Origin of the sequence: Tabrizicola sp., assembly GCF_030373185.1 — a bacterium.
Lineage (GTDB): Bacteria > Pseudomonadota > Alphaproteobacteria > Rhodobacterales > Rhodobacteraceae > Tabrizicola.
Map to the genome: position 1 here is coordinate 239,083 of NZ_JAUCZH010000005.1, position 23,481 is coordinate 262,563.

23 protein-coding genes, 1 tRNA gene and 1 pseudogene are annotated in these 23,481 nt (G+C 63.2%); 12 read left to right on the plus strand and 13 right to left on the minus strand.

Annotated elements, in window-relative coordinates; genetic code table 11:
* Positions 1-58: 58 nt before the first annotated feature.
* Both QUV21_RS12245 and QUV21_RS12250 read right to left on the minus strand, forming a co-directional pair.
* On the minus strand, positions 59-715 hold the full coding sequence (locus QUV21_RS12245; RefSeq protein WP_300855255.1) for an OmpA family protein: 657 nt from the start codon (positions 713-715) through the stop codon (positions 59-61).
* 130 nt (positions 716-845) lie between these two features.
* A complete protein-coding gene (locus tag QUV21_RS12250) occupies positions 846-1,679 on the minus strand; it encodes a bifunctional helix-turn-helix domain-containing protein/methylated-DNA--[protein]-cysteine S-methyltransferase (protein ID WP_300855258.1) in 834 nt (277 codons plus the stop codon).
* Between the two features lie 105 nt (positions 1,680-1,784).
* Between QUV21_RS12250 and nth the strand changes: the two genes are divergently transcribed.
* Positions 1,785-2,429: an endonuclease III gene (nth, locus tag QUV21_RS12255; protein WP_300855259.1), complete on the plus strand. Its 645-nt coding sequence runs from the start codon at positions 1,785-1,787 to the stop codon at positions 2,427-2,429.
* A complete protein-coding gene (locus tag QUV21_RS12260) occupies positions 2,426-3,409 on the plus strand; it encodes an adenosine kinase (RefSeq protein ID WP_300855260.1) in 984 nt (327 codons plus the stop codon). Before nth ends, QUV21_RS12260 begins: the two co-directional genes overlap by 4 nt.
* Before the next feature lie 13 nt (positions 3,410-3,422).
* Here the strand turns inward: QUV21_RS12260 and rlmH are convergent, their stop codons facing one another.
* The gene (gene rlmH / locus QUV21_RS12265) at positions 3,423-3,893 is read right to left on the minus strand and encodes a 23S rRNA (pseudouridine(1915)-N(3))-methyltransferase RlmH (protein ID WP_300855261.1); all 471 of its coding nucleotides are present in this window, start codon (positions 3,891-3,893) and stop codon (positions 3,423-3,425) included.
* Positions 3,893-4,369, minus strand: a complete 477-nt coding sequence (gene rsfS / locus QUV21_RS12270) for a ribosome silencing factor (protein ID WP_300855262.1) — start codon at positions 4,367-4,369, stop codon at positions 3,893-3,895. The genes rlmH and rsfS overlap by 1 nt, the downstream gene beginning before the upstream one ends.
* Before the next feature lie 559 nt (positions 4,370-4,928).
* Between rsfS and leuC the strand changes: the two genes are divergently transcribed.
* Entirely contained in the window at positions 4,929-6,347 is a 1,419-nt protein-coding gene (leuC, locus tag QUV21_RS12275) for a 3-isopropylmalate dehydratase large subunit (RefSeq protein ID WP_300855264.1), read from the plus strand.
* Positions 6,348-6,413: 66 nt separating this feature from the next.
* On the opposite strand, the gene QUV21_RS12280 is transcribed toward leuC, so the two are convergent.
* Complete coding sequence (locus QUV21_RS12280) at positions 6,414-7,568, minus strand: HupE/UreJ family protein (RefSeq protein ID WP_300855269.1); 1,155 nt, start codon at positions 7,566-7,568, stop codon at positions 6,414-6,416.
* On the opposite strand from QUV21_RS12280, the gene QUV21_RS12285 reads away from it, so the two are divergent.
* From QUV21_RS12285 to leuB, 5 genes are all read left to right on the plus strand, one after another.
* Complete coding sequence (locus tag QUV21_RS12285) at positions 7,567-8,391, plus strand: DUF4198 domain-containing protein (protein ID WP_300855270.1); 825 nt, start codon at positions 7,567-7,569, stop codon at positions 8,389-8,391. The genes QUV21_RS12280 and QUV21_RS12285 overlap by 2 nt on opposite strands.
* Positions 8,392-8,450: 59 nt before the next feature.
* Entirely contained in the window at positions 8,451-9,056 is a 606-nt protein-coding gene (gene leuD, locus QUV21_RS12290) for a 3-isopropylmalate dehydratase small subunit (RefSeq protein WP_300855272.1), read from the plus strand.
* Between the two features lie 205 nt (positions 9,057-9,261).
* The gene (locus QUV21_RS12295; protein ID WP_366907972.1) at positions 9,262-10,203 is read left to right on the plus strand and encodes a hypothetical protein; all 942 of its coding nucleotides are present in this window, start codon (positions 9,262-9,264) and stop codon (positions 10,201-10,203) included.
* A gap of 32 nt (positions 10,204-10,235) precedes the next feature.
* Complete coding sequence (locus tag QUV21_RS12300) at positions 10,236-11,258, plus strand: endonuclease/exonuclease/phosphatase family protein (RefSeq protein WP_300855274.1); 1,023 nt, start codon at positions 10,236-10,238, stop codon at positions 11,256-11,258.
* A gap of 228 nt (positions 11,259-11,486) precedes the next feature.
* A complete protein-coding gene (leuB, locus tag QUV21_RS12305; RefSeq protein ID WP_300855275.1) occupies positions 11,487-12,593 on the plus strand; it encodes a 3-isopropylmalate dehydrogenase in 1,107 nt (368 codons plus the stop codon).
* Here leuB and QUV21_RS12310 read toward each other — a convergent pair whose 3' ends face one another.
* The gene (locus tag QUV21_RS12310) at positions 12,594-14,159 is read right to left on the minus strand and encodes a Na/Pi symporter (RefSeq protein WP_300855277.1); all 1,566 of its coding nucleotides are present in this window, start codon (positions 14,157-14,159) and stop codon (positions 12,594-12,596) included.
* A 130-nt stretch (positions 14,160-14,289) separates the two neighbouring features.
* On the opposite strand from QUV21_RS12310, the gene QUV21_RS12315 reads away from it, so the two are divergent.
* Together QUV21_RS12315 and QUV21_RS12320 are read left to right on the plus strand one after the other, a co-directional pair.
* Positions 14,290-15,255, plus strand: a complete 966-nt coding sequence (locus tag QUV21_RS12315) for a DMT family transporter (RefSeq protein WP_300855278.1) — start codon at positions 14,290-14,292, stop codon at positions 15,253-15,255.
* A 58-nt stretch (positions 15,256-15,313) separates the two neighbouring features.
* Positions 15,314-15,390: transfer RNA gene (locus QUV21_RS12320), tRNA-Pro, on the plus strand.
* 125 nt (positions 15,391-15,515) lie between these two features.
* Here QUV21_RS12320 and QUV21_RS12325 read toward each other — a convergent pair.
* The 7 genes from QUV21_RS12325 to QUV21_RS12355 all read right to left on the minus strand — a co-directional run bounded on the left by QUV21_RS12325 (position 15,516) and on the right by QUV21_RS12355 (position 20,777).
* The gene (locus tag QUV21_RS12325; RefSeq protein WP_300855279.1) at positions 15,516-16,418 is read right to left on the minus strand and encodes an ornithine cyclodeaminase; all 903 of its coding nucleotides are present in this window, start codon (positions 16,416-16,418) and stop codon (positions 15,516-15,518) included.
* Entirely contained in the window at positions 16,415-17,038 is a 624-nt protein-coding gene (locus QUV21_RS12330) for an HAD-IA family hydrolase (RefSeq protein WP_300855280.1), read from the minus strand. The genes QUV21_RS12325 and QUV21_RS12330 overlap by 4 nt, the downstream gene beginning before the upstream one ends.
* Positions 17,028-17,963, minus strand: coding sequence for a DMT family transporter (locus tag QUV21_RS12335; protein ID WP_300855281.1), 936 nt, complete (start codon positions 17,961-17,963; stop codon positions 17,028-17,030). Before QUV21_RS12335 ends, QUV21_RS12330 begins: the two co-directional genes overlap by 11 nt.
* 76 nt (positions 17,964-18,039) lie before the next feature.
* Complete coding sequence (locus tag QUV21_RS12340; RefSeq protein ID WP_300855282.1) at positions 18,040-18,486, minus strand: YaiI/YqxD family protein; 447 nt, start codon at positions 18,484-18,486, stop codon at positions 18,040-18,042.
* Complete coding sequence (locus tag QUV21_RS12345; protein ID WP_300855283.1) at positions 18,483-19,049, minus strand: CAP domain-containing protein; 567 nt, start codon at positions 19,047-19,049, stop codon at positions 18,483-18,485. Before QUV21_RS12345 ends, QUV21_RS12340 begins: the two co-directional genes overlap by 4 nt.
* The gene (gene fghA, locus QUV21_RS12350) at positions 19,015-19,845 is read right to left on the minus strand and encodes an S-formylglutathione hydrolase (RefSeq protein ID WP_300855294.1); all 831 of its coding nucleotides are present in this window, start codon (positions 19,843-19,845) and stop codon (positions 19,015-19,017) included. Before fghA ends, QUV21_RS12345 begins: the two co-directional genes overlap by 35 nt.
* Positions 19,842-20,777, minus strand: coding sequence for an AEC family transporter (locus QUV21_RS12355; protein WP_300855295.1), 936 nt, complete (start codon positions 20,775-20,777; stop codon positions 19,842-19,844). The genes fghA and QUV21_RS12355 overlap by 4 nt, the downstream gene beginning before the upstream one ends.
* A 607-nt stretch (positions 20,778-21,384) precedes the next feature.
* Between QUV21_RS12355 and QUV21_RS12360 the strand changes: the two genes are divergently transcribed.
* Together QUV21_RS12360 and QUV21_RS12365 are read left to right on the plus strand one after the other, a co-directional pair.
* Positions 21,385-22,905: a serine/threonine-protein kinase gene (locus tag QUV21_RS12360; protein ID WP_300855296.1), complete on the plus strand. Its 1,521-nt coding sequence runs from the start codon at positions 21,385-21,387 to the stop codon at positions 22,903-22,905.
* 42 nt (positions 22,906-22,947) lie between these two features.
* Positions 22,948-23,481 (plus strand): annotated as a pseudogene (locus tag QUV21_RS12365) (hypothetical protein); the annotation flags it as partial.

The window sequence follows — 23,481 nt, forward strand, 5'->3', positions numbered from 1 at the left end:
CACAATGACAAAAGGGCCGGGGAATGCCCCGGCCCTTTCCAATCTGGTTCAGCCCGGATCAGCGGGTCGGACGGATGATGATCTCAACCCGGCGGTTCTGCGCCCGGCCTTGCGCCGTCAGGTTAGAGGCGATGGGCTGGTCCTCGCCGCGACCGAAGGCCGAAATCCGGCCGCTTGGCACGCCGCTGTCACGCAGGACGTTGGCCACCGAAACGGCGCGGCGCTGCGACAGATCCTGATTGTAGGCGGCCGAGCCGGTGTTGTCGGTATGGCCGATCACCTCGATCCGGCTGTTCGGGTATTTCAGCAGGTTGGAGGCCACAGCGCGGATATCCCGCGTCAGGTCCGGGCGCAGCGCTGCGCTGTCGACTGCAAACAGCAGGTCTTGCGGCATGTTCACGATCAGGTAGTCACCGGTGTTCGTGACCGAGATATCGGAGCTCAGGGAACCGCGCAGTTCAGCCGCTTGCCGGTCAAGGTCAGCACCGATAAGCGCGCCGGTGCCAGCACCAAGTGCGCCACCGATGATTGCGCCCTTCAGCCGGTCGCTGTCGGAAGAAACCGCCGCGCCCGCCACGGCACCCGTCAGGCCGCCGATGATCGCGCCAGACCGCTGCCGCGCGTTCGGATCGTCGGGATAGGCGTTCGGATCGACACAGGCCGACAGGGCCAGCGTGCTGGCAACTGCCAGAATTAGGGGGGTCTTCATCATCATTGCTCTCGCCTCGAAAAGGTCTGTCCCGTAGTCCGGGCTCTGCTGACTTTATATCAAGCCAGCGCGGAGGGTGACAGTCCCCGCGTCTTCGTCCGGTTCATGCGCGGGCTTCCGCCCATCACGACCTTGCCTATGACGCTTCGGTCCGCGCGGATTCCCAGGCCAGCATCGCCCGTTTGCGAGACAACCCCCAGTGATACCCGCCAAGCCCGCCATCCCGCCGCAGGGCGCGGTGACAGGGGATCAGAAAGCTGATCGGGTTGCGCCCCACCGCCGTGCCGACAGCCCGATGGGCCGAGGGGTGGCCGATGGCCCCGGCGATGTCGCCATAGGTCGTCACATGGCCGGACGGGATCGCAAGAAGCGCCTCCCAGACCTTGATCTGGAATGGCGCGCCGATCAGGTGAAGCGCCGTTGGAGCCGCGCCAAAAGCCGCCTCCACCATCGGGCGCAGCGGGTCTGCGGCCTCGATGAAGCGGGCCTTGGGCCAGCGGCTGATCATATCGGCCATCGCCGCCGTATCGCCCGGGGTTTCGGCAAAGCCCATCCCGCAGATGCCGCGATCGGTTGCCATCACCAGCGCCGGGCCAAAGGGGCTGTCAAACCAGCCCCAGCGGATCAGCAGACCTTCGCCGCCCCGCGCATAGTCGCCGGGGCTCATCGCCTCCCATGTCAGGAACAGATCATGCAGCCGCCCGGCACCTGACAACCGCAGCGCATGCGCGGCCCCAAGCATGGTATGGCGTTCAGCCAGCAGGGTCCGGGCATGGCCAAGCGTGAGGTATTGCTGATACCGCTTCGGGCTGACGCCAACCCATTGGCTGAACAGGCGTTGAAAATGGGCCGGGCTCATCCGCATCCGCGCGGCAAGGTCGTCCAGCGTCAGCGCGGGGCCGTGTTCGTCAATCACCTCCAGCGCGCGGGTGATCACCTGATAGTGGTAGGCGGGGGAAAGGTCAGTCATGGCAGTCTCCTTGCCGCCACCATAGCCAGCCGCGCCCGCCCCCGCGACCCGGTTCCTGCGGATAGATGCGTTGCGCAACGCCGCCCGCGCTGGCAAGAAGGGCGCATGGTCGCACAACTTTCCTACCCCAAGCTGAAACAGATCTTCGCCCGCTTTGCCGAGGTCGAGCCTGAGCCCAAGGGCGAACTTGAACACCTCAATTCCTTTACCCTTCTGGTGGCGGTCGCCTTGTCGGCGCAGGCCACGGATGTGGGGGTGAACAAGGCGACGCGAAAGCTGTTCCAGATCGCCGACACGCCGGAAAAGATGCTGGCCTTGGGCGAAGAGGCGCTGATCGACCATATCAAGACCATCGGCCTTTACCGCAACAAGGCCAAGAACGTGATCAAGCTGTCGCGCCTTCTGATCGACAATTTCGGCGGTGAGGTGCCAAGCTCCCGTGCTGCGCTGACCACCCTGCCGGGCGTCGGGCGCAAGACGGCGAATGTGGTGCTGTCGATGTGGTTTCACTACCCCGCGCAGGCGGTGGATACCCATATCTTCCGGGTTGGCAACCGCACCGGCATCTGCCCCGGCAAGGATGAAATCACCGTCGAGCGTGCCATCGAAGATAATGTGCCGGTCGAATACCAGCAGCACGCGCACCACTGGCTTATCCTGCATGGCCGGTATATCTGCACCGCGCGCAAACCAAAATGCGGCATTTGCCCGATCCGGGACTGGTGCCAATACCCGGAGAAGACTGCATGAAATCCTATCAGGTCGTGGGCATCGGCAATGCCATCGTCGACGTGTTTTCCACCGCGGACGACAGCTTTCTTGACCTGATGGGTATCCAGAAGGGCATCATGCAACTGGTCGAACGCGAACGGGGCGAACTCCTTTACGGCGCGATGACCAACCGCCAGCAGGCGCCGGGCGGATCGGTTGCCAACACCCTTGCAGGCCTTGGCAACCTTGGCCTGACCACAGGTTTCATCGGCCGCGTGCATGATGACGCGCTTGGCCGCTTTTACGCCCGCACCATGGCAGACGAGGGGACAGATTTCGTCAACCCTCCGGTGCCGGGTGGCGAACTGCCCACCTCACGCTCGATGATCTTCGTTTCACCGGATGGTGAGAGGTCGATGAACACCTACCTTGGCATTTCGTCTGAACTTGGCCCCGATGACGTGTCAGACGCCGTGGCGGGCAAGGCTGAGATCCTGTTCCTCGAAGGCTATCTATATGACAAGCCGAAGGGCAAGCAGGCCTTCGAACGCGCGGTGGATCTGTGCCATGCCGCAGGCGGCAAGGCTGGCATCGCGCTGTCCGATCCGTTCTGCGTTGACCGGCACCGCGACGATTTCCGCCGACTGGTCAGAAGCCTCGACTACGTCATAGGGAATGAACACGAATGGGCCTCGCTTTATCAGACCGACCTTTCCGCCGCGCTGGAACAGGCCGCAGCCGATGCAGGGCTTGTCGTCTGCACCCGGTCAGGCCATGACGTGATCGTCATGCGCGGGGATGAACAGGCCATTGTCCCCGTCACCCGCGTTGTGCCGGTTGATGCCACCGGAGCAGGGGATCAGTTCGCCGCCGGGTTCCTCTACGGGCTTGCAACGGGACAGTCGCTGGCCACCTCTGGCCGCATGGGCTGTGTCGCCGCCGCCGAGGTGATCAGCCATTTCGGCGCAAGGCCCGAAACCGACCTGAAAGCCCTGTTCCGCAAGGAAGGGCTGATTTAGCGCGGCCCGGGCCTCAGACCCGGTGATATGGCGATCTGGCAAGGATCGTGGCGGCGCGGTAAAGCTGCTCGGCCAGCATCACCCGCACCAGCATATGCGGCCAGACCATCCGCCCGAAGCTGAGCTGAAGATCGGCCCGCGCCCGCAAGGCAGGGTCAACCCCATCGGCGCCACCGATCACGAAGGCCGCGTCCTGCCGCCCGGCATCACGCCATGCGGCAAGCTCGGCGGCGAAGTCGGGGCTGGACAGAAGTCTGCCCCGTTCATCCAGTACACAAAGCGCCGCGCCGTCAGGAATGACCTTCCCCAGCAACAATGCCTCGGCCTTCATCCCGCAGCCGCGCTTGTCTTCGACTTCAAGTTCAGTTGTCGGGCCAAGGCCAAGTGGCCGCCCGGTCCGGTCAAGCCGTTGCAGGTAATCATCCACCAAAGCGCGCTCTGGCCCAGCCCGCAGGCGGCCAACGGCGCAAAGGTGCAGCCGCATCAGTCCTGATCGGCTGGGGCCGCAGCCCCCGAAGTGGCCCCGCCCGGAAGCCACATCTTTTCAAGCTGATAAAACTCGCGCACTTCCGGGCGGAAGACATGAACGATCACATCGCCCGCGTCGATCAGCACCCAGTCGCCGGTTTCCTTGCCTTCCATGCGGACGGAAATCCGCATGTCCTGCTTCAGACGATCGGCCAGTTTTTCCGAAATGGAAGCCACCTGCCGCGAAGACCGGCCGGAACAGATGACCATGTAATCGGCCACGTCAGACCGTCCGCGCAGGTCGATCTGCACGATGTCCTCGGCCTTGTCATCGTCGACGGACTTCAACACCAGCGCCAGAAGGGCATCGGAACTTTGGGCATCCGCGCCAGATGCGGCGACATCAACGGGTTTCGGACGCGGGCCGACCGGCAGGCCAGTGGCGGGATCAGAATGCGACAGGTCAGAATGCGACAGGACGGTGTCCTCCAACGAAGACGCGGACGAGAAAGCCCCCGCGCCGGGCTTGCGACCAAGACTAGCACCCGAGCCGGGCAATCTCAACCGAAGGCGCGGCCATAAGCCGTATCACGCGGTGGCGCAAGGCAGGATTGATATTGCACAGGCGCGCATGCGCGCGCGGCTGCAAGTCTTCTTCTCGGCTCTGGCGCAAGCGCCAACCGCCTCGGCGTCGCCTCCGGCGGGAGTATTTGCTGAAAAGGGCAGTTGCATTTGCGCTTTTGACAAATACTCCGGGGAGCTCGAGGGGCTGGCCCCTCGTCTGCGGAGAGGAAAGGCCTGCGCCTTTGGCGCGCACTTGCTGACCCTGTGGCCTTGCCTGCTGTCATCCTCAGGGTCTGTGCTTGATTGCCAGACGGGAAACGCGTATTTCCCCTTGCATGATGCGCTTTTTCGACATGGCCGACCATGACCGCCTGCCTTGGCGGTTCACCGCGCTCAATCGGTCTGTTCTGGCGCGACTTGCCTGACGCCGCACGGTTTTCGCGTCTTTCGCCCCCCTTTCCCTTTTGCCAATCCGAAGAGATGAGCCATGACCGCTCCGCGCACGCTTTATGACAAGATCTGGGACGATCACGTTGTCCACCAGTCCGAAGACGGCACCTGCCTGCTTTATATTGACCGCCACCTTGTGCATGAGGTGACCAGCCCGCAGGCCTTTGAGGGGCTTCGCATGACGGGTCGCACGGTGCGTGCGCCGGAAAAGACCATTGCGGTGCCGGATCACAACGTGCCGACCACGCCGGGCCGGGACAAGCACATCGACAACGAGGAATCGCGGATTCAGGTCGATGCGCTGGACAAGAACGCCAAGGATTTCGGGATCAACTATTACCCCGTGTCGGACATCCGGCAGGGCATTGTCCACATCGTCGGGCCGGAACAGGGCTGGACCCTGCCGGGAATGACCGTGGTCTGCGGTGATTCGCATACGGCCACCCATGGTGCCTTCGGCTCGCTTGCACATGGGATCGGCACGTCCGAGGTAGAGCATGTTCTGGCCACCCAGACGCTGATCCAGAAGAAGTCGAAGAACATGAAGGTCGAGATCACGGGCAGTCTGCGCCCCGGTGTCACGGCCAAGGACATCACGCTGTCGGTCATTGGTGAGACCGGCACGGCGGGCGGCACCGGCTATGTCATCGAGTATTGCGGGCAGGCGATCCGCGAGCTTTCGATGGAAGGCCGGATGACCGTCTGCAACATGGCAATCGAAGGCGGCGCGCGTGCGGGCCTGATTGCGCCGGATGAAAAGACCTTTGCCTATGTCATGGGGCGCCCCCACGCCCCGAAAGGCGCGAAATGGGAGGCCGCACTGGCCTATTGGAAGACGCTTTACACCGATGAAGGCGCGCATTTCGACAAGGTGGTGACGATCAAGGGCGAAGATATCGCCCCCGTCGTGACATGGGGAACATCGCCTGAAGACGTGCTGCCGATTACCGGCACCGTTCCAGCCGCCAGCGATTTCACTGGTGGCAAGGTCGAAGCCGCGCAGCGCAGCCTTGACTACATGGGTCTGACTCCGGGCATGAAGCTGACCGATATCAAGATCGACACGGTCTTCATCGGGTCTTGCACCAATGGCCGGATCGAAGACCTTCGGGCCGCTGCGGCGATCCTGAAGGGCAAGAAGATCAAGGACGGTCTGCGGGCCATGGTCGTTCCCGGCTCGGGTCTGGTGCGGGCGCAGGCCGAGGAAGAGGGGCTGGCGCAGATCTTCATCGATGCAGGCTTCGAATGGCGCCTTGCAGGGTGTTCGATGTGTCTGGCGATGAACCCCGACCAGCTTTCCCCGGGCGAGCGCTGTGCCGCGACCTCGAACCGCAACTTCGAGGGCCGTCAGGGCCGGGGTGGGCGCACCCACCTCTTGTCCCCGGCGATGGCGGCGGCGGCGGCGATCACCGGGCATCTGACGGATGTGCGGGAGATGATGGGCGAGACGGTCTGATCCTTCTGGCCTGATCCGTTCAGCGGGCCGGGGGCAACCCCGGCCCGATTGCATTCTGGACTACGCCTACAGAAAGACCCGCTCGAACGTCCACCAGGCGCCGATACCGGCGATCAGGCATGAGGCGGGGATGGCGATGGCCGACCGATACCAGCCTTGCCGCCCGAACGGCAGCGCAAGCAGCAGGAACGCAAGGCCGATAACCGCCAGTTGCCCCAGTTCGACACCGATGTTGAACCCGATCAGGCTGATGGCAAAGCGCCCTTCCGGCAGGCCCACATCGCTTAGCACCGATGCGAAGCCAAGGCCGTGCAACAGGCCAAAGCCGAACACAACGGCGATGCGGATTGGCCCGATCCTGTTGGCCCCGCCCCCTGACCCAAAGATGTTTTCCACTGCGACATAAACGATAGAGGCCGCGATCAGCGGCTCAACGATGCTGGCGGGAATCGTCACGATTTGCAGGCTGGCCAACGCAAGGGTGATGGTATGGGCCAGCGTGAATGCCGTCACCTGACCCAAGAGCGGCCACATCCGCAGGGAAAAGAAGAACAGGCCAAGGACAAACAGGATATGGTCAAGGCCCTTTGGGATGATGTGTTCAAAGCCCGACACGATGAACCGCGCAAAGACCGGCAGCACGCCTTCGGTGGCGTAGCCCTCCCGTGGGAGGGCGATGCTGAGCGTTCCGCCCGCAAGGATGGCGGTATAGGCATCCGCACCGCCGCCCATCTGGCGCACCACGACGGACCCGAAGCTGGGATCCCAACCGATCTGCACCGGCGTGCCATCGGCGGGCAGGGTGGCGGTGATCGCAAGCTCACTGTCGCGCGGCAGGCTGATGTCACCGACTTCCGGCACGGTCACCGAGGCTATTTGCGGGTCCAGCCGGGTATCGTCCGCCAGAAGCGTGATCCGTGCGGCGATCCCCGGCCAGGCGCGGCGCAAGGCGGCCTCCAGTGCGGCGGGGTCTTCGGCACGCAGGGCATCGTAGCGGTCAGAGAGCGGGGAAAGATTGGTATCCTCAAGGCCCGCAAGGTCCATCCCCGCGATCAGCGGCTCCAGGGGCGCGCGCAGGATGATCTCGACCGTTTCGGGGCCGACGGTCACATCGGTGATGGCCGGGCGCACCTCATGCGCGGCGGCGGGCAGGGTCATACCCATTGACAGCAGGGCGCAAAGGGCCAGCTTGCGAAGGGACAAGAAAACGAAGGTCGGCATGATGAAACTTCCGGTAATTCTGGCGGCGCTTTTCATGGCACTTAGCACGACAGGGGCGAAGGCGCATGAATTCTGGCTGTCGCCGGAGGATTACACCCTTGCTCCCGAAGATGTGATGCAGGTGCGGCTGCGGATCGGGTCCGAGATGAAGGGGCTTGTCATGTCCTATCTGCCGCAGGACATCGCCCGGTTCGAGGTGGTGCAGGGTGATGCGGTGCGCCCGGTCGAAGGCCGGATGGGTGACAATCCGGCATTGGTGATGGACGCCGGGGCGGACGGGCTGGCGGTTGTGGTGCATGAGACGACGGACGCGCGGTTGACCTATGATGACTTCGGGGTGTTTCAGCGCTTTGTCGAACACAAGGACGCCCGTTCTGCCTTGGCCGATCATGCGGCGCGCAGCCTGCCTGAAACTGGGTTCAAGGAAACCTACCGTCGCCATGCCAAAAGCCTGATCGCGGTCGGGTCGGGTGCGGGGGCGGACCGGGCGATGGGCCTGAAGATCGAGATCGTGGCCCTTGCCAACCCCTATACCGACGATCTGACCGGCGGGATGCCGCTTCTGGTGCTGCTTGATGGCACCCCGCGGCCCGATGCTCAGCTTGAACTGTTTCAGGCCGCGCCGGATGGGACAGTGACCATTACCCTGCACCGCACCGACGCGGATGGCCGGGTGGTGGTGCCTGTGCTGCCGGGCATGGAGTATCTGGCAGACAGTGTTGATCTGCGGGCCTTGCCGAATGACGATGCGGCCGTGGGGCCGGTCTGGCATTCCGACTGGGCCTCGTTGACCTTTCGGACGCCCGACGTTTCCAACCCCTGACGGATGGTTGCCCCTGCGGCGGGGATGGATTATTCCACCCCCAAAGACAGGAGACCCAGATGGACCCCTTCACCACCCTGACCGGCATCGCGGCCCCCATGCCGCTGGTCAATATCGACACCGACATGATCATCCCCAAGCAGTTCCTGAAGACCATTGCCCGCACCGGTCTTGGCAAGAACCTGTTCGACGAGATGCGCTATACGCAGGACGGCAAGGAGATCCCCGATTTCGTGCTGAACCAGCCGGCCTATCGCAAGGCCGAGATCATCATCGCCGGTGACAACTTCGGTTGCGGCTCCAGCCGGGAACATGCCCCTTGGGCGTTGCTGGATTTCGGCATCCGCTGCGTGATCTCGACCAGCTTTGCCGACATCTTCTTCAGCAACTGTTTCAAGAACGGCATCCTGCCAGTGGTTCTGCCGCCCGAAGCTGTGGCGCATCTGATGGATGACGCGCGCAAAGGCGAAAACGCCCGCATCACCGTGGACCTTGAAAGCCAGACCGTCACCGCTTCCGATGGCACCAGGTTTGCCTTCGAGGTCGACGCCTTCAAGAAGCATTGCCTGCTGAACGGTCTGGATGACATCGGCCTGACGTTGGAAAAGGTGGCCTCGATCGACGCCTATGAGACAAAGACCGCCGCGACCCGCCCCTGGGCCTGACGGGTTGTCCCGCGCAGTCGGCCTGCCGGCATGCGCGGGAATCCGCACAACCATGCGGCGATTGCGCTGCTTTCTGCTCAACGCCATCTGATCCCCACAGACTGACCCTGAAATGGCCACAAAGCCTCGGCTTTATGGGTATAGAGACGCAGACGACCAATGCGGCAGGGCGGATTTGGGCAGGATTGAGGCAATTCGTAGCAACATGCGTGATCTTGTCGGCGGCAGATTTCAAGTGCGGGTCGTGTCGTCGATTGACGGGGCCGCGCGCACCTGGCTGAACCGGGCGACCGGGGCTGCGGTGCGGGCTTTCCTTGTCATGGTGCTGATCGTTCTGCCGTCGGTGATCCTTCCGGGTATCGGCACTGACACCCGTCAGATTGTCGCCCTGATGGCACTGTTCGCCGGGACGCTGGTCTTTGCCGAATACAGTGCCGTTTACCCAAGCCTGCTTGAGTTTCGCGATGGCGCGCCGTTCAACCGGATCCGCTATCTGATGCTTCTTGCGATTGTCCTGTTCCTGTCGGTCATCATCGCCGACCGGGAAGATCCGACAACCGTATCCCGTCTGTTCCGGGCGGTTGGCTTCGTGATTGGCGAGGCTCTGGATTTTCCCTATTCGCCGGTGCGGCTGACCACGTTCATGCTGGCCGATACCGCGACGGCCGCACAGGTCGTGGATGTCCGAACAGCGGCGGGGACGGCCTATCTTGTATCGCTGATCTCGCTGGCGGTCTTCGTGATCGTGCTGAAGATGGCGGGCTGGCCCAATACCAAGAACGCTTTCAACGTCTGGGTGAATCTGCCCACGTTCGAGCCGACCGCTGGCGGCGATGTGGTTGACCGTCTGGAACGTGATTCGCGGGCGAACCTTGCCGTCGGGTTCCTTTTGCCTTTCATTGTTCCGGCCCTGATTGCCCTGGTGACTGCGGGTCTTCCGCCCGCCACCGTGACCTCGCCCCAGACGCTGATCTGGACAATGGCCGCATGGGCCTTTCTGCCTGCAAGCCTCTTGATGCGCGGTGTGGCGATGGCGCGTGTGGCCGACATGATCCGGATGAAGCGTGACCTCAAATTCGCCGCAGAAGAGGCCGAGGCTGCTGACGACCGCCGTCGCCGCAACGGCGACGACGAGGGCGACCTCTGAACCGCTTTGGTCTGGCCCTTCTTCTGGCCTTGATGCCTGGGTCGGGAACGGCCGAAACCCTCCGAATTGCCACCTGGAACGTCGGGCTGGACCGGAATGGCCCTGGTCTTCTCGTGCAGGATCTGATGCGGGGCGATACACCGCAGATTGCGGCGATTGTCCGGGTGTTGTCGGTGCTGGACGCAGATGTGGTCTTGCTGACAGCAGTGGACTTCGACCTTGGCGGGGTGGCGCTGCGGATGTTGGCAGACGAGTTGGCGGCGGCGGGCGCGGCCTATCCGCATCACTTCGCCTTGCGACCGAATACGGGCATGCAGACCGGGTTTGACGTTGACGGGAATGGCCGGTTGGGTGACGCGCGGGATGCGCAGGGCTTTGGTCTGTTCTCGGGCCATGCCGGAATGGCGGTGCTGTCACGCCTGCCGATAGATTCAGACGGCGCGCATGACCATTCTGCGTTCCTCTGGCGTGACCTTCCCGGCGCGTTGATCCCTGACGGCATGGATCCGGGCCTTTTGCAGGTTCAGCGGCTGGCGACGACCGGTTTTTGGGATGTGCCGATCCGGGCAGACGCAGGCCCGCTGCATCTTCTGGCATGGCACGCCACACCGCCGGTCTTTGATGGCCCTGAAGACCGCAACGGCAAGCGCAACCATGATGAGGCGGCCTTCTGGCGGCTTTATCTTGATGGCGCCCTGCCGATAGCGCCACCTGCTGCCCCCTTTGTGCTGCTTGGCGACGGCAACCTTGATCCCGCCGATGGCGACGGCCTGCGCGATGGGGTCGGTGCGCTTCTTTCCCACCCGGCACTGCAAGACCCCGCCCCCCGTGGCGGCCACGGTCGGGACGAGCCGGGGCATCAAGGTGACCCGGCGCTGGATACCGTTCTGTATGCCGATATCGGGGGCTTGCGGCTGGATTATGTGCTGCCTTCAGCCGCGCTTGTCGTCACGGGTGCGGGGGTCTTGTGGCCCGGTCCTGATGACCCACTGGCCGCCGACCTTGCCGCCGCCTCGCGGCATTTCCCGGTCTGGGTGGATGTGGTGCTGCCCTAGACTGGCTTTCGTGCCGTTTGTGGCCCTGGCGGGCTGTTGTGCCGCATGGCGACGCCGGTCCGTTGCTGGAAAGGCCGACCCTGCCGATCTGGCGGACGGCGGCCCTTGAACCACGCCAGCCTTCATGCCTTCGCCTGGCCTGGGACATGCTGGCAATCGCCTTCACCGCTTGACCCTTGCGGGCCAAGGGGCTAGGCGAACACCGTCATATTTGCAGGAAGCAGCGCCATGGCCAACCCATCCCTCCTTATCCTCGCCGGCGACGGCATCGGCCCCGAAGTCATGGCCGAGGTCAAACGGATCATCGGCTGGATGGGCGCGAAACGCGACATCCACTTTGACGTGAGCGAAGATCTTGTGGGCGGTGCCGCCTATGACGTCCACGGCGTGCCGCTGTCAGATGCCACCATGGCCAAGGCGCAGGCGGCCGACGCGGTGCTGTTGGGCGCAGTTGGCGGGCCGAAATACGACAAGCTGGATTTCAGCGTGAAGCCGGAACGTGGTCTTCTGCGCCTGCGCAAGGAGATGGACCTTTTCTCCAACCTGCGCCCGGCCCAGTGCTTTGACGCCCTTGCCGATTTTTCCAGCCTGAAACGCGATGTGGTGGCGGGCCTTGATATCGTCATCGTCCGCGAGTTGACCAGCGGCGTCTACTTTGGCGAGCCGCGCGGCATCTTCAAGGAAGGTAACGAGCGCGTGGGCATCAACACCCAGCGCTACACGGAATCCGAGATTGCCCGCGTGGCGAAATCGGCCTTCGAACTGGCGCGCAAGCGCGGCAACAAGGTCTGCTCGATGGAGAAGGCCAATGTGATGGAATCGGGTATCCTGTGGCGCGACGTTGTGCAGGAAGTCCATGATCGCGATTACCCGGATGTGGAACTGTCGCACATGTATGCCGACAACGGTGCGATGCAGTTGGTGCGCTGGCCCAAGCAGTTTGACGTGATCGTCACCGACAACCTGTTCGGCGATGTGCTGTCCGATTGTGCCGCCATGCTGACGGGGTCGCTTGGCATGCTGCCCTCGGCCTCGCTTGGTGCGCCGATGGCCAATGGCCGCCCGAAGGCACTTTATGAGCCGGTGCATGGTTCTGCCCCCGACATCGCGGGCTCTGGCAAGGCCAACCCGATCGCCTGCATCCTGAGCTTTGCGATGGCGCTGCGCTACAGCTTTGATCTGGGCGACGAAGCCACCCGGGTGGAAAAAGCCGTGGAAAAGGTGCTGGCCGACGGTGTCCGCACGGCGGATCTGATGGGTGCCGAAGGTGGCACCCCGGTATCAACCAGCCAGATGGGCGACGCGGTGCTTGCGGCCCTTGACGCCAGCCTCTGATCAGGCGGGGGCCAGGCCCGGCCCCTCGGCAATCCGGCGGTAATGGGCGATGCGCTCGGCGTGTTCGGACACCCGGTCAAGCCACCGCAACGCGTCGGTTTCCCGAAAGACATCGGCGATGTCGATCATGCCAGCGTGTTCGCGCAGCATCGCTCCCCGGCGATGGCGTCGGGCAAAGCCCTGCACCCGGTCGGCCAGTCGCTCTGCCCGTGCCGGGTCGCGCGGCTTGACCAAGGCGGCAACGACGGCGCGCGCGGGCCGTGACAGGCGGGGGCTGTCGGCCAGATGGGCGATCCGGTTCATCTCGCCCGCCCGCGCAGCAAGCCGTGACAGGTGGTCGGTCAGGTGCATGAGCGCGGTCATCCGCTCCATCTCGGCGCTGCGGTCGGTCGGGATGCGGATCTGCGCCAGCCAGTTTTCCAGCGCCTCGCGCGCAGGCTCGACCTGCCCGGCAAGCGCCGCCAGCCGTCGAAGGTCGCGTCGGTCGGCGGGGGCAAGGGCTGACTGCAGCGCGCTTCCTGTCGCCTCGATGATGGCTGCCACGGTGCGCGCGGCGGCATCCAGCGCTGATCCGGTGTCTGACAGAAGCTGCGGCTCCAGTGCTGCGGCAAGGGTGGCGGGACGGTCCGGGACAAGCCGTTCGACCAGCCCCGCGAAGGCGCGGGTCAGGGGCAGGAAGACCACCGCACCAAGCAGGTTGAACCCGGTGTGAAACAAGACCAGCGCTGTCTGGTCATCCGCGCCCAAGGCCGTGCCATGCAGCACCGGCGCAACGATATCCAGCAGCGGAAAGGCCAGAACCGCCGTGCCTGCGTTGAACAGAAGGTTCGCCACTGCCGTCCGCCGCATGCCGACCCCACCGCCAATAGAGGCAAGAAGCCCGGTCAGCGTGGTGCCAAGGTTCATGCCGATCACCATGGCCGCTGCCTGTGCAAAGCTGATCGTGCCGGACCCCAGCAGCACAAGGGCCAGCGCCACCCCGGCCGATGAGCTTTGCATCAGCGCCGACACCGCAAGCCCAAGCCCGACCAGAAGAATGCGCCCGGCCCAGCCATCGCCGGGCAGTTGATCGGGCGTGATGATCCCCTCCATCCCCTTCATCGCGGCTTGCATCATGTCGAGCCCGATGAACAACAGCGACAGGCCCGCCAGCATACGGCCCATCCGAGCCAGACGTCCTTCGCCAAAGATGCCCGCCAGCGCAGCGACAAACAACAAGGGCAGCGCGACCGCGCCGATCTGAAGCTTCATGCCGACCATCGCGATGATCCAGCCGGTTGCGGTGGTGCCGATGTTGGCGCCGTAAAGCACCCCCAGCGCCTGTGCAAAGCCCAGAAGCCCCGCGCCGACAAAGCCGATGGTCATCACCGTGACCGCGCTGGAAGATTGCACCAGTGCCGTGATGGCGGCCCCGGTCACCACGCCGCGCAGCGGTGTCTGTGTCATGCGCAACAGCCAGCGCCGCAGGCCTTCGCCCGCGATTTCGCGCAAGGCGGCCGTCATCGTCTCCATCCCGAAAAGGAAGAGCCCGATGCCGCCCAGAAATCCCAATATTCCCCCGGTCATGCCGCCAAGGTGGCTGAAGCCGGTCCTGCCTGCAAGTCATCCGGGCTTGAGCCTTTGCAGGGATTCTGCGACAAGGCCGTTAGCGCGAACAGGGCGGGTTGCCCGGCGCGGCAAAAGCGGTAGATCCGGGATGGTTGACAATCTGAGGGGCGCGGTCCTGTCGTTGGCCGCTTTCGGGGCCTATGCGACCCACGACGTTGTGGTCAAACTTCTTGGCGAGACGTTCAGCTCGTTCCAGATCATGTTCTTTTCCGGACTGATGGGCTTTCCGCTGGTCACGATGATGCTCATGGGCGACCGGCGTGACGGAACGCTGATCCCGGCGCATCCATGGTGGTCCGGGCTGCGGTCGGTTGCTGCGGTTTCGACCGGGGTAATGGGCTTTTTCGCCTTTTCACAGCTGCCACTTGCCACCTGCTATGCAATCTTTTTTGCAATGCCGCTGCTGATCACGTTGCTGGCGATTCCCATGCTTGGGGAAAAGGTCGGAATCAGGCGGGGTGTGGCGGTTGTTGTCGGGCTTCTGGGGGTGCTGATCGTCTTGCGACCGGGTGGCGGCGAGGGATTTTCCATTGGCCATCTGGCGGCGCTTGGGGCAGCGGTAACGGGGGCGATGACCAGCGTGATCGTGCGCAAGATCGGGCAGGCAGAACGTTCGGTAGTGCTGATGCTCTATCCGATGGTGCTGACCTTCTTTGCCATGGGCGCGATGATGCCCTTTGTCTATGTCGAGATGACGGTAACCGATCTGGGGCTGACGGCGGTGATGGCCTTTCTTGGCATGCTGGGCGCGCTGGGGATCATCGCGGCCTATCGTTCGGCGCCAGCGGTGATCGTGGCCCCGATGCAATATTCCCAGATCATCTGGGCGGCGCTTTATGGTTGGCTGTTCTTCGATGAAAGCGTGGATTTCTATACTGGCGTAGGGTCGGCTGTGATCATCGCGTCCGGCATCTATATCGTGCTGCGCGAAGGCACGCCTTTGGTCAGCCAGAACCGACCGGTGCTGGAAAACCGGTCCCGGATGGACATCGGAACCCAGCCGCGAATCTCCAGCTGGTTGAAGCGGTTCGACAGGGGTAGTGATCAGGCCTGAGACCGCCGTTTCGCCCCTTGCCAAAGCCAATCGGACGGTTTAACCCGCCTCCCACGGTCGGAGCGTAGCGCAGTCTGGTAGCGCACCTGCTTCGGGAGCAGGGGGTCGGAGGTTCGAATCCTCTCGCTCCGACCAGATATCCCGACATCAGCGGTTATCGAATTGGGCGCGCAAGCGCGCAAGGCTTTTGGCTCGCCCGCGCGGCAAGGCCGCGCAGGCTCAGACGCGCCTCCGGCGGGAGTATTCTTGAAAAGAGCAGATCAGGCGCGGTTGGCCCAGGCCCCGGCGATATAGGTTGCGGTCATCAGATCCAGATGTGCGCCGCCGCCGTTCTTGGCGATGGTGATTTCGTCGCCAGAGCGGCGGGTGAACAGCGCGGGATCATCGTAAAAGTCCGCAATGACATCCGCTTCGGTGATTGCGCCCGAGGCTATGGGGGACATCAGTTCGCCGATGTGGTGCAGCGTGGTGGCACGGGCATCGACGAAGACGCGGGCGCGGGACATGGCGGTATCGTCGACCTCGCGCATGGCAGGGGTATAGGCGCCGATCAGGTCAAGGTGCTGGCCGGGCTGCAACCAGTCGCCCTTGATCAGCGGGTCCGTGGCAAGGGTGGCGGTGCAGATCACGTCGGCTGCCTTCACAGCAGCTTCCAGATCGTCGGCCACCGGCAGGCCCATGCTTTCGGCAGTGGCGCGGCTGCGGCTCCAGATCGTGAACTGCGCGTCAGGCCAGACCGAGCGGTAGGCTTCGACCATCGAGCGCGCGACAGTCCCGGCACCGACAAGCAGGAACTTGCGGCTGTCTTTCCGGGCCAGACGGCTGGCGGACAAGAGGCTGTCGCCGGCTGTCTTCCATTTGGTCACAAGGTGAAAGTCCAACAGCGCTTTCAACTCTCCGGTCGTGTCATCGAAGAGGTTGACGATCCCGTTGACCGTAGGCTTGCCGCGGCCCGTGTTGCCCGGCACGATCGTGCCGACCTTGACCAAAGACCCCAGCCCGTCGATCCATGCGGCCCGGTCCAGCAGGGTATCCGGCCCGCGATAAAGCAAAAGGTCTGCAATCTCGGCTGCTGGCAACCGATGCCCGGCCTCCAGCGCCGCTGTGAGGCCTGCCCAGGTCAACAGCCCTTCTGCGTCCTTGCTGATCGTGTCCACGTTCATAGCCCTGCCTCCTGCTTGCTGAGAAGTTCTTCTGCCACCAGTCGTGCGGCCCAGCCTTCCCAGCTTTCAAACTGATGGGTCCGCCAGCCGCGCCGGGCTGCTGCGGTGATGTTGTCGGCCTTGTCGTCGGTGAACAAGAGCCGTTCAGGCGTAATGCCGCAATCGGCCTCGACCATTGCAAAGATGCCAGGATCCGGCTTTGTGATCCCCATCCGGCCAGAGACATATTCCCGATCGAACTCGGACAGGAAATCCAGTTTGTCGCGAGCTTCCTCATAGGAGTGGCTGCCGAAGTTGGTCAGGTTGAACACTGGCACGCCTTTGGCCTTCAGCGCCCTCAGCAAGGCGATGGAGCCCTCGATCCGCGGGCTGGCAAGTTCGATCCAGCGGTCATACCACATGCGGATTTCCGGCGCCCAGCCGGGGTGAGCTTCGGCCCAGTCGTAGATCGTTTCGCGAAAAAGGCCGCCTGCATCGACAATTTCGTTCATGCCATGCAGGTCAACCTCGGCGAACAGGCGCTGGCGCCGATCCGCGCCGATCACCCGGTCATAGAAGGCCTCGGGCTGCCAGCGGGTCAGCACGTTTCCGATGTCGAAGATAACCGCCTCAGGCCGCATCCGTCCCCCGCTTCCGCACAGTCTCGCGCCAGATCGTATAGAGGCCTGATCCGCAGATAAGCGCAATCCCTGCCCATGCCGTAAGGTCGGGGAAGGTGGCGAAAACCACTGCGCCCCAAATGATTGCGGCGGGCATGCCGACATACTCAAAGGGTGCGACAAGCCCCGCTTCGGTGGTCCGATAGGCTTGTGTGACCATCATCCCACCGACGCTGACCGCAAAGCCGGTGGCCAGAAAGATCGGCCAGTCGGTGATCGGCGGCCAGATCCACGGCCGGAACAGAAAGCCCCACAGGGGGTCGTCGCTGGCCAGATGCCCGTCGCCAGCCCATAGCCCCATCGCGCTGCTGACGACGATGAACCCGAAGGCCACGTAGAATGAAAGCGTCATCGTGCTTTCCGTCCCGCCCATCTGCCGGGACAGAAGGTTGCCGGCGGCGTAAAGGACCGCCGAGATCAGCACCAGCACCGCCGCAGGCTGGATCACCCCCGCCCCCGGGCGCAGCATGATGATGACGCCCACCATGCCCAGCGTCACCGCCATCCAGCGCCGTGGCCCGACGGTCTCGCGCAGGAAGACGACAGACAGCAGGGTAACGGCAATCGGACTGATGAAGGCCACCGCCACAGCGTCGGCCAAGGGCATGGCGGCCAGACCCACAAAAAAGGTGACGTTGGACACCATCACGATTCCCACCCGCAAAAGATGGGTGCGGGGGCGCCGAGTGATCAGCTGGCGAAAGCCGGTGCCGGAAAGGGCGATGAAGGTCAGGATGAAGACCATCGCCACGAAGGCCCGGATCAGGATTACCTGATGCAGCGCATAGCCACCCGACAGGAATTTGATCGCAACGTCATTGACCGAAAAGATCAGCGTGCCGCCGATGGCGAAAAGGATGCCCGTCAGGGCCGGATTGTGTGCCATGGCGGCAGATGATCCGGCGCTGGCCGTTGCGTCTGTCCTGCCTGCGACATCGCATGGCGCGGGCGCGCTTCCGGCCTCAGATCCGGCGCAGCACCCGGTCAAGCACGTCGAGGAAGCGGCTGCGGTCGGCCTTGCCGAACATCTTTCCGCCGCCCTGACGGAACGGATCGGCTGACCGCAGGTCCGCCATCAGATCCCGCGTTGCCAGTGCCATGCCCACATTTGCGGCAGTCAGCTCGTCGCCATTGTGCTTGACGACCCATGCCCCGGCGGCCACACATTTTGCCGCCAGCGGGATATCACCGGTCACGACCACGTCGCCCGGTCCGCATGCCTCGGCGATCCACTTGTCGGCCTCGTCGGGACCGGCGGCCACGAACACGCTTTCGACCAGCGGGTTTTGCGATGGCCGAATGCCGCCGTTGGACACCAGCACCATCCTGACCCCATGGCGTGTGGCAACCCGTTCTGCTTCTGCCTTCACGGGGCAGGCGTCGGCATCAATAAAGATCCGCCGGCTCATGGAGAGGCGAAGACCTGCACCCAATAGTAATAGAACGGCTTGCTGTTGCCCATCATCGGCTTGTCGCTGGCCTGATAGGCCACCGCGACCCCGGTGTCCTTCAGCTTGCAGTTCAGGATGTTGCGGCGGTGGCCGGCGCTGCCCAGCCAGTCATTGGCCACCTGTCTTGCGGTCGCCTGCCCGGCAGCGATGTTCTCGGCGACCATGCGATACTTGTAGCCCTGACGCTTGACACGGTTGGAAAACTTGCTGCCGTCCTTGTTCGCATGGCCGAAGAAATCCTTCTGAGCCATGTTGGTCGCATGCGTCTTGGCTGCCGACATCAACTTCGAATTGATCTTGAGCGGTCCGCATCCGGCCTTGGCACGGGCCGCGTTCAGGATTCCAAGCACTTCTTTCGCCGTTACCATGGCTGACGGACTAGCCGCCGAAGCAGAGCTTGCTTCAAGGATCACATCCGTTGCATTGGCCAGCGCCGGGGCGGCGGGGTCATAGCCGAACATCCCCGCCAGCACGACCGCAAGCGGCTTAAGCCATGAAGGCTTCGGCATGGAACGCGACATGGTCTTCCATGAAGGTCGAAACAAAGAAATAGCTGTGATCATAGCCCTTCTGCATCCTGAATGTTCCACCCTGACGAGTGGCGACCAAAGCCTCGGCAAGCGCTTCGGGACGCAGCTTTTCCAGAAACTGGTCAGCTGTACCCTGATCCACCAGCAGAGGACCATCGAAACCACGCTTTCGCGTCAGAAGTGTGGCATCATGTTGGCCCCAAGTGGACTCGTCTTCGCCCAGATAGGCGGAGAACTGCACTCGGCCCCAATCGCTTGCAACCGGGTTGCAGATCGGGGCGAAGGCCGAAACCGATCGGAAACGTCCCGGAAAGCTCATCGCGATGGTCAGTGCGCCATGTCCGCCCATCGAATGACCGGTGATGCCCTGAACATCCTCGGCCAGCGGGAAGGAGTTGAACAAGAGGCGCGGCAGTTCGTCGGTCACATAATCCCACATCCGGAAATGTGTGGCCCAAGGCTGTTGCGTGGCGTTGACATAGAAGCCCGCGCCCTGCCCAAGGGCATAGTCCGGGTCATTCGCCACGCCGTCGCCGCGCGGCGAGGTGTCGGGGAAGACCAGCGCGATTCCGGCCTCGGCGGCCCAACGTTGCGCCCCGGCCTTTGCCATGGCGTTTTCATGCGTGCAGGTCAGGCCCGAAAGGAACCACAACAGCGGAACCGGCCCTTCTTCCGCCTGTGCGGGCAGGAACAGACCGAAGGTCATGTCGCAGGCGCAGGCGGTCGAGCGGTGCGAATAAACCCCTTGCACGCCGCCGAAAGCGCGGTTTTCCGAGATGGTTTTCATGTCCAGCCCCCTTGACTGATCAGCGCGATCACGCCGGTCACGGTCAGCACCGAAGCCGCCGTGGACAGAAGGATCGCCGTGGAAACCCGTTGTGGCGCAACCTTGTAGTGCTGCGCCAGAATGAAGACGTTGCCCGCAACCGGCAGCGCCGATGCCGCGATCATGACGCCCGCCTCGAAGCCGGTGACGCCAAACAGCCAGCAGGCCGCAGCGACCGCGGCAGGATGCAGAAACAGCTTGGAGAATGACAGCCAGCCCGCCACCTCCAGTCGTTCGGCGCTCCGACCGGCCAGAGAGGCGCCAATGGCAAAAAGCGCGCAAGGCGTGGCCGCGGCACCAAGGAGTGTCAGAAACTCGTTCACCGGTCCCGGCAGGCTGAAGCCGGTGGCCCCCCAAAGAATACCCAGGACGACCGAGACGATCATCGGATTCTTCGCCAGCCCCGCGCCAAGGATACTGAAGGTCGCAAGGCTGACCCGCCCGGCGCGCAGCCCAGTGATCAGCATCGTCAGGATCGACGAGAAGACGATCAGATCGACCGCAAGCACCAGAAGCACCGGCCCCACCGCCTGTGGCCCAAGCAACAGCGCCAGCATCGGAATGCCAAGGAAGCCGACATTGCCGATCACGCCGGTATGGGCCTCGAACACGGCCTCTTCCCCGTTCGTGCCGCGCACAAGCGCGACCCCGGCGACGACCAGCCAGATGACCGAGGTGCCAAGCAGATACGCAAAGACAAAGGGCCAGTTGAAGATCTGCGCCACGTCAAGATTCGCGGCAAAACCAAACAACATGGCTGACAGCGCGAAGTAGAAGACGAAACGGGTCAGATAGGCCGTTGCCTCTTCGGAAAAGAACCGAGCCCGGCCGGACAAGTAGCCCAGGCCGATCACAGCGAAGAATGGCAGGGTTTTCAGCAAGATTTCCAGCATCGGACCGTGGTGTCACGAGGCTGCGAAAAGGGCAAGACCGGGGGAAAGAGAATCGGGCGCAGGTCGGGCAACCAGGAGTGTTGTCAGGCACCTGCCCTGTTTTTGGGTGGCGGGCATGTTGTGGCAAAAGATTGGCAGGGATCAAAGTTGAAGACTGTTGCCTAACCTGCCAGAAACGCCGGGTTTTTACCGGATAGTCACAGTTAACGTTTGAAATGCGGCTTTCTGGCAGCAGGTGTCAAGAGGGTGGTGCAACGTCCTGCGGGGCGGAATTGTGGCGAAAATCAAGCGAAATGGCATCACGATTTGGCCCATTTCCCCAGCTATACCTTCTGGCTAGCCGTCTCGGCCTTGGGGGCAAGGTCTGGGTGCGGAATTGGGGTTGGTCATGTCGTCCGCTGCATTGAAAATGGAAGAAGTCGCGATTGAATCTTTCGCAGACGAACTCAAGCCCGGGGCAAATTTGCTGCGCGGGCAGTTCACGATCGAGTCATTCCTGAATGCAGGCGGTTTCGGGATTACCTATCTGGCACAGGATTCACTGCGCCGCCGGGTGGTCTTGAAAGAATGCTTCCCAAGCTCTTTCTGCCGGCGCAACGATACGATCGTGACCCCCAATTCGCGCCAGCGTCAGGCTGACTTCCGGTCGATCGTGGAACTGTTCCTGCAAGAAGCCCTCAATCTTGCGAAGCTGGACCACCCGAACATCGTCAAGGTCCATCAGGTCTTTCAGGACAACGAAACCGCCTACATGGCGATGGACCATATCCATGGCCCCGATCTTCTGGAGACGATCGAGGGAACCGCGCCAAAGCTGACCCGGGACGAGATCATCATCACCCTGCACAAGATCCTTGACGCCCTGGGCTATGTGCATGCGCAAGGCTTCCTGCATCGCGACATCTCGCCCGACAACATCCTTCTGGACCGCACGACCGGCGAGCCGGTGCTGATAGACTTTGGTGCCGCGCGCAAGGATGTGACCCGGAAAAGCCGGGCGGTTTCGGGGTTGCGGGTGGTCAAGGACGGCTACTCGCCGCAGGAATTCTACATCAGCGGCAGCAAGCAGGCCCCCTACAGCGATCTTTACGCGCTTGCGGCAACTTTTTGCCATCTCGTCTCGGGTGAGGTGCCAAAGACCTCGCAAGAGCGTTTGTCGTCCATTGCCAACCGCGAGGGCGACCCGCAGCGCCCGCTCGTCGGTCGCGTCAAGGGCTATCCCAAGCCCTTTCTCGCGGCGATCGACAAGGCGATGTCGATCTTCCCGAAAGACCGGCTTCAGTCGGCCGCGGAATGGCAGGCCATGTTGCGTGATGTTCCGGTGCCGAAGGTGGTTTCCGCCCCGGCGCTGGTTTCCCCCGACCCATCGAACGCGACACCAGCCTTGGTGCGGCGCGGCCCGCGGGATTGGCTGGTGTCAACGGCGGCTACGGTCCTGCTGATTGCCGGGCTTTCATCCCTTGCAGACGATCTGTCGGACCGATTCGGTTCTGCGTCAATTGCCGGAAAAGCGGTGGCCGGAGCCTCGGCGCAGGCTGGTGGGCAAGGGGCGGCGCTATCCGCCCTGCCGTTGGGCCAGTTCCGTTCCGTCCAGATGCCGTTTGTTGCCGACCCGTCCGAACCCAACCGGGTGGCCGGACTTCTGCCCTGGTCGCCCGAATGGATGCAGCCCGCGCAATTGATCGTCGAAGTGAACGGCGCTCCGGTGCAGGATGGCAACCTGATTCCGGCGATGATGGGCGCGGGGTCCGATCTGGACCAACTGGACCAGCTCAAAGTCATCTTCGGGTATCAGGCGGAACCGGGTGCCGAGATCCTGCGCAGGATGGAAACGCTTGCGGTTGTCGACCGCCTTGCGCTGGAGGGCGGTCTGGTCTTCGAAATGCATGATACGCCCACAGGAACCCGGACCGTCGTGGTCGCGCTTCCGGCAAGTGGCGGGACAGACCTGCGTCCGGGCGATGTGCTGCTGGCCTATTCCAAGACGGGCGAGACCCTGGGGACGGCAACTGCCTTGGCAGATATACTGGCGCGGGAAAAAGAGAATCGCGTTGCAACTTACGGTTTTGCGGTTCAACGTGGGTCCGGAATGGCGGTCGGATCGTTTCAATTGCCCGATGCAAGCTAAGCGCCGGGTGGATCAAAAACTACAGGATGTGGAGAGAGAGACGTGAAGTTCCTTCGCTCAATCTTTGGCAAGACCGATGAAGAACCGGTAAACACCGTTGCCCCTGTCGAAGTGGGGCCTGACCCGGTCATGGCGGCCCTGGCCGAACTTGAAGTGAAACGCCTGCGTGAGGCGCTTGCTGCGGTGACCCCGCCGCCGACCGTGGACCCTGAACCGGATACGGGCCTGCTTGCCGCCCGTCCCAGCAGGGTTGTCAAAAGCAAGGTTCCGCTGCCGGAAGGCGCCAGTGGGCCGGCGGTGAACATCTGGGATCTGGACGACGCGGACGAGATTCCGGCTCGCCCGGCTGCCGCGGTCCCGGCAGCAGACCCCGTACGCCGCCGTCCGACGCGGACCAAGACCCGCATTCTTGGCTTCGAGGCCGAATCCAAAGCGGTGGTGTCGCTGTTTGAAGAACCGGAGACTCCGATCATCCCGGTTGCCCCCCCCGCGCCCGGTCAAGGACATGTGATGTTCCCGGCTGGCTGGCTGGTGGTCAAGACCGGCCCAGGGCAGGGGGCAGCCTTTTCGCTATCG